Origin of the sequence: Syntrophothermus lipocalidus DSM 12680 (assembly GCF_000092405.1) — a bacterium.
Classification (GTDB): domain Bacteria; phylum Bacillota; class Syntrophomonadia; order Syntrophomonadales; family Syntrophothermaceae; genus Syntrophothermus; species Syntrophothermus lipocalidus.
This window is the reverse complement of sequence record NC_014220.1, coordinates 575,739-588,950: the sequence shown is the minus strand read 5'-3', so window position 1 is coordinate 588,950 and position 13,212 is coordinate 575,739. Positions and strand designations below refer to the sequence as shown.

At 52.6% G+C, this 13,212-nt stretch carries 15 protein-coding genes and 1 riboswitch; of the genes, 1 reads left to right on the top strand and 14 read right to left on the bottom strand.

Annotated elements, in window-relative coordinates; all coding sequences use genetic code 11:
* Window positions 1-197: 197 nt before the first annotated feature.
* The 7 genes from SLIP_RS02780 to SLIP_RS12695 all read right to left on the bottom strand — a co-directional run bounded on the left by SLIP_RS02780 (window position 198) and on the right by SLIP_RS12695 (window position 6,641).
* Window positions 198-689: a MogA/MoaB family molybdenum cofactor biosynthesis protein gene (locus SLIP_RS02780; protein WP_013174757.1), complete on the bottom strand. Its 492-nt coding sequence runs from the start codon at window positions 687-689 to the stop codon at window positions 198-200.
* The gene (locus tag SLIP_RS02775; RefSeq protein WP_013174756.1) at window positions 682-1,125 is read right to left on the bottom strand and encodes an MOSC domain-containing protein; all 444 of its coding nucleotides are present in this window, start codon (window positions 1,123-1,125) and stop codon (window positions 682-684) included. Before SLIP_RS02775 ends, SLIP_RS02780 begins: the two co-directional genes overlap by 8 nt.
* A gap of 100 nt (window positions 1,126-1,225) precedes the next feature.
* Window positions 1,226-1,720, bottom strand: a complete 495-nt coding sequence (moaC, locus tag SLIP_RS02770; protein ID WP_013174755.1) for a cyclic pyranopterin monophosphate synthase MoaC — start codon at window positions 1,718-1,720, stop codon at window positions 1,226-1,228.
* A gap of 3 nt (window positions 1,721-1,723) precedes the next feature.
* Entirely contained in the window at window positions 1,724-2,704 is a 981-nt protein-coding gene (gene moaA / locus SLIP_RS02765; protein WP_013174754.1) for a GTP 3',8-cyclase MoaA, read from the bottom strand.
* Between the two features lie 2 nt (window positions 2,705-2,706).
* On the bottom strand, window positions 2,707-4,629 hold the full coding sequence (locus tag SLIP_RS02760; RefSeq protein ID WP_013174753.1) for a molybdopterin biosynthesis protein: 1,923 nt from the start codon (window positions 4,627-4,629) through the stop codon (window positions 2,707-2,709).
* A 34-nt stretch (window positions 4,630-4,663) separates the two neighbouring features.
* Complete coding sequence (locus SLIP_RS02755; RefSeq protein ID WP_013174752.1) at window positions 4,664-5,872, bottom strand: molybdopterin molybdotransferase MoeA; 1,209 nt, start codon at window positions 5,870-5,872, stop codon at window positions 4,664-4,666.
* Between the two features lie 592 nt (window positions 5,873-6,464).
* The gene (locus tag SLIP_RS12695) at window positions 6,465-6,641 is read right to left on the bottom strand and encodes a hypothetical protein (RefSeq protein ID WP_013174751.1); all 177 of its coding nucleotides are present in this window, start codon (window positions 6,639-6,641) and stop codon (window positions 6,465-6,467) included.
* A 44-nt stretch (window positions 6,642-6,685) separates the two neighbouring features.
* Window positions 6,686-6,810: riboswitch (molybdenum cofactor riboswitch) on the bottom strand.
* Window positions 6,811-7,038: 228 nt separating this feature from the next.
* Here SLIP_RS12695 and SLIP_RS02750 point away from each other — a divergent pair.
* A complete protein-coding gene (locus SLIP_RS02750; protein WP_013174750.1) occupies window positions 7,039-8,193 on the top strand; it encodes a metallophosphoesterase in 1,155 nt (384 codons plus the stop codon).
* 90 nt (window positions 8,194-8,283) lie between these two features.
* On the opposite strand, the gene SLIP_RS02745 is transcribed toward SLIP_RS02750, so the two are convergent.
* The 7 genes from SLIP_RS02745 to SLIP_RS02715 form a co-directional block, all read right to left on the bottom strand.
* On the bottom strand, window positions 8,284-8,865 hold the full coding sequence (locus tag SLIP_RS02745; RefSeq protein ID WP_013174749.1) for a 5-formyltetrahydrofolate cyclo-ligase: 582 nt from the start codon (window positions 8,863-8,865) through the stop codon (window positions 8,284-8,286).
* Window positions 8,858-9,604, bottom strand: coding sequence for a prolipoprotein diacylglyceryl transferase (gene lgt, locus SLIP_RS02740; RefSeq protein WP_013174748.1), 747 nt, complete (start codon window positions 9,602-9,604; stop codon window positions 8,858-8,860). Before lgt ends, SLIP_RS02745 begins: the two co-directional genes overlap by 8 nt.
* A 162-nt stretch (window positions 9,605-9,766) precedes the next feature.
* Window positions 9,767-10,777 carry a tRNA (adenosine(37)-N6)-threonylcarbamoyltransferase complex transferase subunit TsaD gene (gene tsaD / locus SLIP_RS02735; protein WP_013174747.1) on the bottom strand — a complete coding sequence of 337 codons (1,011 nt, stop codon included), beginning with the start codon at window positions 10,775-10,777 and terminating at the stop codon, window positions 9,767-9,769.
* A gap of 25 nt (window positions 10,778-10,802) precedes the next feature.
* The gene (rimI, locus tag SLIP_RS02730) at window positions 10,803-11,255 is read right to left on the bottom strand and encodes a ribosomal protein S18-alanine N-acetyltransferase (protein WP_013174746.1); all 453 of its coding nucleotides are present in this window, start codon (window positions 11,253-11,255) and stop codon (window positions 10,803-10,805) included.
* Between the two features lie 11 nt (window positions 11,256-11,266).
* A complete protein-coding gene (tsaB, locus tag SLIP_RS02725; protein WP_242649139.1) occupies window positions 11,267-11,965 on the bottom strand; it encodes a tRNA (adenosine(37)-N6)-threonylcarbamoyltransferase complex dimerization subunit type 1 TsaB in 699 nt (232 codons plus the stop codon).
* Window positions 11,913-12,422: a tRNA (adenosine(37)-N6)-threonylcarbamoyltransferase complex ATPase subunit type 1 TsaE gene (gene tsaE, locus SLIP_RS02720; RefSeq protein ID WP_013174744.1), complete on the bottom strand. Its 510-nt coding sequence runs from the start codon at window positions 12,420-12,422 to the stop codon at window positions 11,913-11,915. Before tsaE ends, tsaB begins: the two co-directional genes overlap by 53 nt.
* Before the next feature lie 2 nt (window positions 12,423-12,424).
* Window positions 12,425-13,111: a uracil-DNA glycosylase gene (locus SLIP_RS02715; RefSeq protein ID WP_013174743.1), complete on the bottom strand. Its 687-nt coding sequence runs from the start codon at window positions 13,109-13,111 to the stop codon at window positions 12,425-12,427.
* Between the last annotated feature and the right edge of the window lie 101 nt (window positions 13,112-13,212).

Here is a 13,212-nt window from a genome sequence, read left to right as displayed (position 1 = left end):
TGATCTCATAACATTATTGTTAGCACTCATTTAACTTGAGTGCTAACATTCACTAATAATATTAGACTACCCGCGAAAACCTGGCAACCTATTGCTTTTCTTTTATCTCTTTGATACTCTCGATTACTATTTTGTACCTAATTCTTTCTCGTTATACCTTCTTTTAACTTCTTCTTTTAAGTTTTTTCTGTCGTCGATCACGCTTGCCCGCATTCGTTTGCCCGTCCCTGTAAAGTTTCCAAGGCATGATCCAAAGCCGGTATGACAGCTTCCAGTGATTCCCTGGCCCCTTTAACGCTGCCCGGCAGGTTTATTATCAGGGTTTTTTTGCGGATCCCGGATATTCCTCGTGAAAGCATAGCCCTAGGCGTTTTTTGCAGGCCGTAGGCTCGCATCGCCTCCCCTATCCCCGGAATCGTTCGCTCCACCACTTCCGCCGTCGCTTCCGGGGTGACATCGCGCGGGGATAACCCTGTCCCGCCGGAAGTTAGGATGATATCTAACCCAAGTTGATCACACCAGGCAATGAGTTTATTGACTATGAGCTCCTTTTCATCGGGAAGAACCTCATAAGCCACCACTTCCGCCCCGATCGAGCTTATCATTTCTTTAATAACCTGGCCGCTCTTGTCCTCCCTCTCTCCTTTTGCCCCTTTGTCGCTTAAAACCAAAATCCCTGCTTTAAACATTTTGAATCACCTCAATTGTATCGCCGGTCCTGACCCAGCCTTCCTCCAACACCCGGGCAAATATACCTTCGCGGGGCATTACACAGTCACCCACTTGCACCCTTATGGCGCAACCTTGGTGACACTCCTTGCCGATCTGGGTAACCTCCAAAAGCACCCTTTCCCCCACCCGCAGTCTGGTCCCGACCGGCAAGTGAAACAGGTCGATCCCTTCTACAGTCAGGTTCTCGGCAAAATCGCCCGGGTTCACATCTACCCCTTTGGCCCTCATCTTGTTGATGCTCTCGATCCCCAGTAAACTGACCTGCCGGTGCCAGGACCCGCTGTGAGCGTCGCCTGCTAAACCGTGGTCCTTTTTGAAAAATCCTTCACCTATGTCGTTCTTTTTTACGCCCTTTTCCTCGCTCCGGCACACTGCTAAGATCTTCCCCTGCACCTCAATACCTCCTTTTCGCTTCTTTCCCCACCCTAAACCACAGGACGGTTCTTGTGGTTTCTTCCATTTCCAATCCCAACCCTTCTCGAAAACCTATGACTTAACCATCCTCGTTGTTATCGATCCCGCGTACAAGGTGCCCGCTCTTTCCACCCGTTTTCTCTATCAACTTGACTTCTTTTATAATCATCCACCTGTCCACCGCTTTGCACATATCATAGACGGTCAGAGCCGCAACCGCCGCAGCGGTAAGCGCCTCCATCTCTACCCCTGTTTTGCCTGTGGTTTTGACCTCTGCGGTTATCAGTATCCGTGAGTTCTGCTCGTCAAAACTAAACGTGATATCAACCCCGGTCAGCATGAGAGGATGGCACATCGGTATCAAATCAGGCGTCTTTTTAGCCGCCATAACGCCCGCTACCTGAGCAACGGCCAGCACGTCTCCTTTCTTTACCCCTCCAGTCATTATCAACCGCAGGGTTTCCGGCTGCATTTCCACCATGGCCTGAGCCACTGCCACCCTTACGGTATCCCTCTTTTCGGTAACGTCCACCATCCGGGCCCTTCCCTGTCGGTTGATGTGAGTCAGTTGCAAAGGTCACCCTCCTATCTGGTACATCTTACGGTTTTTTGACCCCCAGCTGGTTTGTCCCATTTTGTGTTCGTTCGGTTTAAGGTTGATAGCCTTGATGAAAAGCTGGAGTATTTCTTCATCGCTCCCGCCCTGTCTCAAAACCTGTTTCAGGTCTATTTCCGTCCGGTCATACAAACACCCGCGCAGTTTGCCATCCGCCGTGAGTCGCAGGCGGTTGCATTCGTGACAAAAATGGTTGCTCATCGGTGATATGAACCCTATCGATCCTTGTCCACCCTCGAGACGGTATGATTTGGCCGGCCCGTTGCCCCGCGAGAGTTTCCAGGGGCTAAGCCGGTATTCCCGTTTAATCATCTCCTGAATCTCGTCACAGGTTATAACCTTGTCCCTGCTCCAAAAACCAAGCTCGCCCACTGGCATGAACTCGATAAACCTGACATGAAGACGGTGGTTGTATGCCAACCGGCAAAAGTCCATGATCTCATCATCGTTTATGCCTCTCATCACTACCGTATTAATCTTCACCGGGTGAAACTCCAACGCCAGAGCGGTTTCGATCGCTCTCAAGGCCTGTTTCAAGCTGCCGTTACGGGTAATAAAACTGTATTTTTCGGGATTCATGGTGTCCAGGCTGACATTCAAACGGTGTAAACCCGCTTCCTTAAGTTCGCCTGCCATTTCCGGAAACAGAAGGCCGTTAGTGGTAATCGCGACATCGTCGATCAAGTCGATGGTGCGGATCATTTGCACCAAACGGGACAGGTTTCGCCTGACCAATGGCTCACCACCGGTCAGCCGGACTTTGCGTATGCCAACCCGGGTTCCGACCTTAATTATCCGGTGGATCTCTTCTAGGCTCAGTATCTCGGAGTGCGGTTTCAGCTCCACCCCTGCCTCAGGCATGCAATACCGACAGCGCAGGTTACAGCGGTCGGTAACCGAGACCCGCAGGTAGTTTATCTCCCGCCCCAAACTGTCCAACAATTTCAGTCGCCCTCCCATATCACCTGGCCTGCCAGGCTCATATCATACCCGCCGAACTTCATGACTTCTTCCCTGAATTCCGGACTGCTGATGGTATGTAAAAGTGCGTCCAATGTCTCCTCCTCAATTGCCCCCTTCAAAAAACAAAGGTCATACCTTTCCTGCAGCAGGGGAATGAAATCGAGGTCCAGGGCTCGGGCAGCCGCATATATGCCAACGGCTACGTCAGCCGCATCGTTTTTGACCGCCGCCGCCACTGCCAGGTGGGAGAACTCCTCCCGGTCGTAACCGTTGATGAGGCCGGGATCAATTCCCACCTGCTGCAAGAGGTGGTCGAACAAGACCCTGGTCCCTGACCCCCTTTGCCGATTAACGAACCTGACACCTGACCCGGCCAGATCGTCCACTCCTCGAACGCCCAGAGGATTTCCCTTCTTCACCAAGAGCCCCTGTTCTCGCAGTACCAGGTTTACCAACACAGGTTTGCTCCCACCCAAATACCTGTTTACATAACTCACGTTGTATTCTCCCGTTTTGGGATCAAGAAGATGCATCCCGGCAAAATGGGATTCCCGGTGCTTTAAAGCTACTAGTCCGCCCATGCTCCCTACATTGGTACAAGCCAGCCTGAGCCCGAATTTACGGTTGAGGATGTCACCTAACCAGTCGACAGCGATGTCGTGGCTCCCGATTACGATCAACGTCTTCTCTATAATGTCCCAGTCGCGCTTCAGACTCACAGCCACTTTTTCCCCGGCCTCGAACCCCTCGACCCCTCGTGGAACCCGTACAACCCCATCGGCTTTGACCAAAGTGGTGGTCAAACCTGCCCCCCGTCCCAGCGGGTACGCTATCAGTTCCCCTCCTACCTTCCCCAAGTTTACCTGAACGAATTCATCCACCCCCATGCTCGAAGCCAGTTTCCTGGAGATCTTGGCTTCGACCTCCTGATTGGGAGGCGTTCGCAAGCCTTGTTTACGGTAGATAAGAGGACGAGCCAAAAGCTCAAAAACCAATGCCGCCGAGACCGGGTAACCCGGAACCCCTATAACCGGTTTTCCCTCAATCAAGCCCAAAATTGCCGGTTTCCCCGGTTTGGTAGCTAACCCGTGCACGAGAAGCCGTCCCGCTTCTTGGACTATTTCCGCGGTAAAATCCTCTCGCCCCGCAGAAGAACCAGAACAGACTACGATGATATCCGTCTGGCTGGCACATCTTAACACGGCTTCCTTTATCTTTTCCTTGTCATCAGCCACCAGTGGATAGCGGCACGGTTCTGCTCCCCATTTTCTGCACAACGAGGCCAGCATGCGGCTGTTCGATTCGATAATCTCTCCTGGCTCCGGTTCCTTCCCTCCTGGTTCGACCAACTCGGTTCCTGTGGGGATTATGCCTACCCGCGGTTTCTTCACTACCTGAACTTTTGTCACTCCTGAAGTGAGCATAGCTCCGATCTCGTAAGCTCCAATAACGTACAAAGAAGGGATAATCATTTGAGAAGCGATAACATCTTCGCCCACGGAACGGATATGCTGCCAAGGAACAGCAGGGGCTATGATCTCTGCTTCATCATGGCTTAAAAAGTTCACGTCTTCGATCATTATGACCGCGTCAAACTCTCCAGGAACGTAGTCTCCCGTATCAACCTCTATGAACTGTTCTCCCCGCTTAAGGACAATCGGACTGGTATCGGACGCGGAAAAGGTATCCTTCGCCTTAACAGCGATACCATCCATGGCTGACGCGCTGTAGTGTGGGGAAGATCTTTTGGCAACCACAGGAACAACGGTAATACGCCCCAGAGCATCCTCTACATCAACCTCTTCTCCCTCAAGCACAAAAAAGCCCGCATTTTCTAACTCCGTCCATAAGAGCGCAAATGCTTCTTCCAGCGGCTTGTTGTCGATGTACACTCTTCTAACCATAAGTCCGTCTCCCTGCTTTCAGTGTTGGTTCAACCTAAAACAAGGTCACCACAACCGGCTCCCCCGCCTTAATCCCTTGTTTCTCATACGGAATATGTACATATCCGTCTGCCCGGGCCATGATTTTGATCAAACCCGATTTACCGTAAACCGGCGCAGCCACCAGGCCTTCGCTTTCATCCCTCAGTGATACCCGCAAGTAATCGTCTCGACCGGCCTGAGAAGCTACGGCAGATTTCATCACAGCCCGCACCTTTACAGGATCAGGTGCTCCCAGAAGCGGCCGGCATAGCAACAAGAACATCATGTAGCAAGCGACTGGGTGACCTGGCAACCCTACCACCAGTCTATCATCGACCCGTACCGCCATGGTCGGCTTACCGGGGCGAGCGGCTATGCCATGAAACAAAAGTTCCGCTCCAGGTAATGACATCAGGATTTCCAAGCTGAGATCGCGGTACCCCACGGAACTCCCGCCAGATAACAGCACCAAGCGGTTATCATGTAGAGCCTTGCCCAACACCTCGCGCAGTCTCCCCGCATCGTCTGGGATAATGCCATACAATTGTGGGCGACCCCCAGCCTCCAGGACCGCTCCCTTCAAGCTGTAAGAGTTGACGTCCCTAACCTGGCCCGGCCCCGGTACTTCCTCTATTGGTAGGATCTCGTCACCGCTCGATATTATGCCCACGCCTTCCCGGCAAAAAACGGAGACGCGCACTATGCCTAACGAGGCCAGGACACCTAAATCCTGCGGTCGTAGCCAGTGCCCTCCCCGACAAACAACCTCCCCCTGCCTGACGTCCTCTCCTACTCTAACCACGTTCTCGCCGGGACCAACCGGCCTGTTGATCAGAACCGTGTCGTCTCCCAAACGCTCGGTATATTCCACCATCACCGCCGCATCTGCTCCAGGTGGCAACATACCGCCTGTCGGTATCCAGGCACACTCGCCGGTTTCGACAGCGATATCCGGTTCCGCTCCCATAAGAATTTCTCCCTTATAAGTCAAAAAGCCGGGCATCGATTCGCTGCTCCCGAAGGTATCTTGTGCTCTCACTGCATACCCGTCTACGGTCGACCTTGGAAAAGAAGGAATATTCTCCCGGCTGACAACATCCGTGGCCAAAACCCGCCCCAAGGCCTCGCCTAACTCAACCTCTTCTATCCTCGGGGAAGGGAAACTCGATCTTAATAAGGCCTGAGCTTCCTCAATCCGGACCACCTTAAAAAACTCCGGCAACTCTTGTCCACCTTTCTGCTTGAATTAGCACCTGATAGACGCAGACCTTTATGACTCTTATCCGAGTCACCGCTAGAGAACGAAAATGCGACCGTGGAGGAGTGTTAGCCGGGCGAAGCGACGTATGACGAGCCGTTGCAACACACGGTGAAACTGAGGGCTGCGAAGCGGAGCGAGAAACAGGAGGTTTCGAGCAGCGAGGGACTGAGTTCCGGCACTCAGGATGAGTCTGGCTTGGGAGACCTTTTCGTAAGCAGCGATTTCCCGGAGCATGCCATTCCCTGAGTGCCGGACGAATCCCGAGCGGTCCGCTTCGCACCGAAGTGAGCCGATGTGTTGCAGGCGAGGAGTCTTGGAGCGAGCTGGCTAACACTCCTCCCGCCAATCGATTTTTGGGGCAGATGAACGCTGATTTGCACCGACGTGAACAATTATTAACGTTTCATGCCCAAATAATCTGTGCCTTGGTCTGGCCCAATGTCAACCAGACTAACGCCGATTCCATCTGGTTTACTATGCACACCACGTTAATAGGCAGCCACCTTCACTTCGATTTATACGCTGACCTAATCCCTCTTGCTGTAACGCTACACTAAAAGCATCCCAGTTCACAGGCGAAGATCTTTATTTTGAGTTCATCGCATATCTCCCCTACTTCCCGCGGAGACACCTGTAACTCTTCTGCCACCTTACGGGCCTGGGTACAGCTAATCCGCCCGCCGGGAGCTACTTCCCTCAATTTTTGGGCAATCTCGGCTTTCCTGTCCATTCCTTACCCTCCTTGCAAAAAAATAGACACTCGGAAAGAGCGCCCTCAGTTTACCAGCGGCTCCTTTCCATATGGGAGGCTTACCCGTTTCCAGGTAAACCCTATCGCCCGGTTGCCATAGCGGCAAGGCACCCGCCTTAGGACCACCGGGTCGGAGACCGAGTATCCATTTTTCTGCATTATACTACAAAAGTCGGATTGGCCCAAGCCAAACCCGAAAATGAGTCCTGACTGCCCTCGAGTTGATTATCCTGCCCACCAGCCTTAGAATATCGATAGCAGCTACTATCGGTATAAGTTTGAGAGGCCCAAAGACCCTCAAAGATGAAAAAGCGAAGGCAAGCCTCTCTGCAGGGTAGGATAGGAATTTTGGCTGCGTGGGAGTAGTTGATACTTTATGAGGACAACTCGTCTGTTGATAATAGCGGTTATTATCCTGCTTTACGGGATTATGAACTATTACATCGGCAAGCGGCTCTGGGCGCTTGCGTCCCCTTTACTTTCACCCGGTTCCCCGGTACTTTTCTGGTCATTTTTCTGGCTGGTTGCCTTCTCCTATCTTGCGGCCCGGGTAGCTGGCCCGTACCTGCCCCCGCGCCTTGCGTCTGCTCTGGTCATCGTCGGTTCGTACTGGTTGGCTGCCATGTTTTACCTCTTTCTCCTCCTGGGACTGGGGGATACAATTCGCCTGATAGGATCCTACGCCGGATTTGTTAGCCCGTCACCCTCCGAAGCTCACCTTACTACCTCGGTTGCCCTCTTTATGACCTTAGGAATTGTAGGATATGGGGTCTGGAATGCTCAGAACCCACGCGTCACCTATCATGAGGTAAGAATCCCTAAAGCTAGTCCTGAGCTCGATAAACTGCGTATAGTGATGGTATCAGATGTGCACCTGGGAACCATAATCGGTCCCAAAAGGCTCTCCCATCTGGTAACTACGGTCAACCACTTAGATCCCGACCTTGTCCTTCTCCCGGGAGACATTGTCGATGACCATCCTGGACCTTGGCCCGAGCACAACGTAGTAGAATTACTGAGCCAGCTTAAGACCAGGTACGGAACCTACGCGGTTCTGGGCAATCACGAATACATCGGAGGTAGGGTTGAAGAAACCATCAATCTCCTCGAAAAGGCTGGAATAACTGTCCTCTGCGATGATGTCGTCCTGGTCAAAAACAGCTTTTATCTGGCCGGGCGTAATGAAAAACTTGCCCGGATAATGGCTGGCAAAACCCGCCTTCCTTTGGCCCGGATCCTTGCCGGAATTGACCGTTCTCGCCCGATAATCCTGATGGACCACCAGCCCATTGACCTGGACGAGGCCTTAAATGAAGGGGTTGACTTGCAAGTTTCCGGCCACACCCATCTGGGTCAGCTGTTTCCCAACCGGTTTGTAACCCGCAGGGTGTATGAAGTCGACTGGGGCTACCTGCGTAAGGACAATCTTCAGGTTATAGTGTCCTGTGGCTTCGGGACTTGGGGGCCTCCTATACGCGTGGGCAACCACCCTGAGATTGTCGTGATCAATGTGAGGTTTGGTTGTAACTAGGCAGGCTTTACTGAGTCTTGGTTATGGCCTTGTGCGACTTTCTTTTTCTGACGCTATGGTGTTTGAAATCACATGTCGTCCATGCTACGCCTACCGATGTCCATTTTCGCACGGAATTACCCCCCGTTCGGTGACCAGATAAGCCAAGCGGTGGTCATGGGGATAGTAAGGAATCTCGTCGGCTACCTGCAGGCTGTGGGCCACCCCTATGGTCAGAGTCCCTGGTCTTAACTCGGGAAGGAAACGGTCATAATAACCCTTGCCATAACCCAAGCGGTACCCGCGCATATCAAAAGCGAGCCCAGGTACTATGACGGCATCAATCAATTCTGGCGGAAAAGCATCCCCTTCAGGCTCCATAAGACCAAACCTTCCTTTTCTCAAGCCCTCTTCGCCGATGAATCTCACCGCCACCAAACGGTTCGTGACCGTTTCTATTCGCGGCAAAACGACCACCTTACCCTGACTCAAGCATTGCTCCAAAAAAGGCCAGACATCTATCTCGTTGTCGATGGCGATATATCCCATGATGACAGAAGCCTTGAGCAGGGGTGTCATGTGTGATAGGTGCTCAACCACGGCCCGGCTGTTTCTTTCAACTTCCGTCGTAGATAAACCCTCGCGCAGCCGCCGTTTTTCGCCGCGTATGCTCTGTCGCCTGTTTTCAGCCATGCCGAATGCCCCGCTTTAGCACCATGTAAAAGGGCAGCGTTAACAATATTGCCGCCAAGCCCATAACCTGGCCTACGGTCAAACCTGCCCACAATACCAGGTTCTCTCGCCAGAACTCGATAATAAACCTTATCAGGGCATAGCCAGCCACGTAGCAAAGAAATACCTGTCCGGAGAAATGTCGCCGGGAGTAGAGCCAAGAAAGAAACACGAAAAGGCCCAAGGCCGCTAGGGAACTGTAGATCTGGGTCGGGTGTCGCGCTACTCCACCAATCCCCGGGAAAACGACCCCCCACGGCAAACTGGTCGGCTTGCCGTAACAGCATCCGTTTAAAAAGCACCCTACGCGTCCGATAGCATAAGCCAGAGCCAGATAAGGAGCAGCCATGTCGGCCACCTCCCAGAAGGGCATCTTTTGTCTCCAAAGATAGACAATCCCACCAACGAGACCACCTAAGAAGGAGCCGTAAAACACCAGCCCTCCCCCTTGCAAATTAAAAAACATCAGCGGGTTTTCTAAGAAAGCGTCCCAAGCGTAAAAAACGACGTAGAACAGGCGAGAACCGATTAACCCGCTTATAACCGCAACCAGAGCCAGGTCATAAAGCTTCTCTTCCGGATACCCGTTCTGTTTGAACATCCTCCGCATCCCGACAACAGCCACGGCAATGCCTAAAGCCATCATGAAGCCGTACGAGTAAACGGAAACCTTTCCTATTCTGAACAAGATGGGGTGCATCTCAGATACTCCTTTGTTTCACAGATATTCACAGGCAAAAATCCCTACATTACTGGGCAAACGACTGTTTAGTGAAAAACACTGTCCCAAAGTCTTTGCCAATAGCCAACAAGAGTTATTAACAGAGTTATCCACAGTATCCACAGACTTTCCTCACAAGGATCAAAGTCCTGGGTATGCATTCAAAGTCAACGCCGCAGGTTTATCCAGTTCCAGCCGATATGCAGCACAGGATGCGATCATGGCCGCGTTGTCAGTACACAGGGCAATCGGAGGATAAAACAAGTTCAGACTCGTTTCCTGACACCGGTTCGACAGCCTTTCCCGCAGCAATCTGTTGGCCGCTACCCCCCCGGCCAAAAGCACGGTCCTAACCCCTCGAGACCTGGCTGCGGCTACCGTCTTCTCTACCAAGACCTCGACCACGGCCGCTTGAAACTCGGCCGCCAGGTGATTGACGTTAAGCTCTTGCCCCGATTTCTTCAATTTGGTCCAAAGGTTCATGGTGGCGGTTTTAAGCCCGCTGAAACTGAATTCGAACTCGTCTTTTCCCAGGTATGCCCTTGGGAGATGGTAAACCCCTTCGCTTCCCTGCTGGGCCGCTTTCTCTATCGCCGGCCCCCCAGGATAGCCCAAATTCAAAAAGCGGGCAATCTTGTCAAAAGCTTCGCCCGCAGCATCGTCCCTGGTCTGTCCCATCACCTCCATATCCCCGTGGGTTCGCATATAAACCAGGCTGGTGTGTCCACCCGAGACTATCAAACACACCAAGGGGAACTCTATCCCTTCATGTTCCAAGAAATTCGCATAAATATGCCCTTCCAAATGGTTTATAGCCAGCAAAGGCTTATCCAACGCGTAGGCAAGGCCTTTCGCGAAAGACACACCTACTAGCAACGCCCCGATCAGCCCAGGACGGTTGGTAACCGCGATGACGTCTACGTCCTGATAGTTAAGGCCGGATTTTTTCATGCATTCTTCCACTACCGGACCTATATTCTCTATGTGTTTACGCGAAGCCACTTCTGGTACAACCCCGCCAAATCTCTGGTGCACTGCCACCTGCGATTGCACAACGTTAGCCAGGATCTCCCGCCCACCTCTGACCAACGCGGCCCCGGTATCGTCGCACGACGTTTCAATCCCTAAAATTACCAGTTCTTTCTCCACCACTTATAATCCCACCACCCACCACTGTCTACACGAACCCATCTGGCAAAAGCAACTTCTCCATGACGATGGCATCTTCTCCTGTATCGGAATAATACTGCCTACGCAAGCCTATAGGCAAAAAATTTAGCTTCCTGTACAACCTCAGGGCTGGCAGGTTGCTGGGCCTAACTTCCAAAGTCATTCTCTGGACTCCGCGAATCATGGCCAAAGCAATAAGAGCATTCAATAAAATCTCTCCCACTCCTTGCCCCCGCCAGTCAGGGTGAACCGCCACGTTTGTGATATGCCCTTCATCGATAATCAGCCATATCCCCGCATACCCCACTACCTGTCCTTCGTGGTCACCCACTATATAGTGAGCCAAACGGTTCTGCATCTCCCCTTCATAGGACTCCCTCGACCACGGGGTAGGAAAAGAGACCTCCTCGATTGACATAACCTGGTCAAGATCCTCGGGCTCCATCTTTCGAATCTCCACGCAGAACCACCTCACATAGCTCCCAACCCCAGCCGGGTCTCTGCCTCCGACAGTCTTATGTAGACCGGCACGATCGACCTGGCATCGTCGATCCCACCCCCGCGCAACTTGTGCCAAGCTAACAACCCCACGCTTGAAGCCCTGGGAAAAGCCAGGTTGCCAGGTACCCATACAGCTACATCCCCGAGAGTCTGCTGGAGAAATTCCCGGTACCTGACAGCTCCATCACCGAGAAAAACCACTCCATCTGTTGCCCTGGTTCTCACATCATCGACCAAGGCCCGGGGTGAACATACCCGATACCTGTCCACCAGTTCCATGCATGACCCATCGCTTTTATAAAAAGCAGTATACACCTCATCTTTGCGCGCATCCAGCACCGGGCAAACCGTACCCCGGAAAAGACAAGCATTATAGGCCAACGCATCGAGGGTCGGTATCCCTACGATCGGTTTCCCGCTGCCCATAGCCAACCCCTTAGCTGTAGCTAAGCCGATACGGAGCCCGGTGAATGAGCCCGGGCCGATGCTGACAGCTACCGCATCGATCTGGTTCAGGCCAACTTCGCACTCCTTTAAGACCTCGTCTACCATGACCATTAGGGTCTGGGAATGGGTCTGCCGGTAATGCAGGAATATCTCCTTTTGCACCTTCCCCTCACTGATCAGGGCAACCCCCGCTACCCGGGTCGCAGTTTCCAAAGCCAACACTAACAATTGTCTTCAACTCCTCCACTCTACCCTCATACCTCTTGCCTTTCCCAGTTATAGTCACTAAGCGTGGTCCTTCGTAATCATCGTCCACCAAATCAATCTTTATAAGTAACGCCCTGCCGGGCAATTCTCTCGACAACCGCTCCGGCCACTCTATTAGGACTATACCTTCTTTCTCCAGGTAGTCTTCGATCCCGATATCATAAAAGTCCTTTTCTTCTAGACGATAAAAATCGCAATGATATACAGGAATTCTTCCCTGGTAAACGTTGATTAGCGCAAAAGTTGGGCTGGTCACTCGTCCCGCATAGCCTAGCCCTCGAACTATACCCTGGGCCAGAGTAGTTTTGCCTGCCCCTAACTCGCCCATCAAGTAGACGGTGTCTCCCGGCACTAACCTTTTGGCTATTAGCTTTCCTAGTTGCAGCATGGATTCGGTGTCTCGTACCAACACTTTCAGCCCAGCTCACCTCGTTTTAGCTGCTGGTATTTATCTCTTATCAGTTTAAAGTCCTCCCAAGCCGGCCTTTTCAGCCTGGGATCACGGAGTAAGGCAGCGGGGTGGTAAACGGCCATCATCCACACGTCACCGCGCTTGAACCACTGCCCGTGGATCCCGGCCATGGTAGCCTTGGCCTCTATTACCGTCCTGGTCGCCAAAAGCCCCAAACAGACGATTATGCGCGGGCTCATCAGCCTTATCTGGGCCTCTAACCATCCCCTGCAGGCAGCCACTTCATCCGGATTTGGTAAGCGGTTGCCTGGAGGCCGGCACTTGACGATATTGGTGATATAAACCTCATCCCGGCGGATAGCACACGCTTCCAGGATGCGGTCCAGCAACTGCCCGGCAGGCCCCACAAACGGCCGCCCCTGCTCGTCTTCAACCTGCCCCGGCCCCTCTCCTACCAGCATCAGATCCGCTTTCTGATCCCCCTCTCCGAAGACCACCTGCCGGCAGCCGGAACGCAGTCGGCAGCGACTGCAGGCTCCCGCCCTGGCAGCCAGTTCTTCCAGGCTGCTGATCTCTAAGAATGATTCTTCCCTTTTGACCCCGGGCAGAAACGCAAAATAGTGGTCTTGTCCCCATTCCGGTCGTACCGGTTCTATCTCGGGAAAAAGTGTCAGCTCCTCTCCGCTCATCGTACCCTCCCGCTTCCGTTTCTTCCTAGCTTGCGCTTTTGGCTAGTCCCGCTACGACATACGCTGACATCGTCGGTCGGCGTTAACTTAATTTTATGCCT

Coding starts and splice junctions, on each gene's coding strand:
- SLIP_RS12695 (WP_013174751.1), bottom strand. CDS start 6,641: ATGGACAGGAAAGCCGAGATTGCCCAAAAATTGAGGGAAGTAGCTCCC.
- SLIP_RS02745 (WP_013174749.1), bottom strand. CDS start 8,865: ATGGCTGAAAACAGGCGACAGAGCATACGCGGCGAAAAACGGCGGCTG.
- SLIP_RS02760 (WP_013174753.1), bottom strand. CDS start 4,629: ATGGTTAGAAGAGTGTACATCGACAACAAGCCGCTGGAAGAAGCATTT.
- SLIP_RS02715 (WP_013174743.1), bottom strand. CDS start 13,111: ATGAGCGGAGAGGAGCTGACACTTTTTCCCGAGATAGAACCGGTACGA.
- SLIP_RS02780 (WP_013174757.1), bottom strand. CDS start 689: ATGTTTAAAGCAGGGATTTTGGTTTTAAGCGACAAAGGGGCAAAAGGA.
- lgt (WP_013174748.1), bottom strand. CDS start 9,604: ATGCACCCCATCTTGTTCAGAATAGGAAAGGTTTCCGTTTACTCGTAC.
- SLIP_RS02750 (WP_013174750.1), top strand. CDS start 7,039: ATGAGGACAACTCGTCTGTTGATAATAGCGGTTATTATCCTGCTTTAC.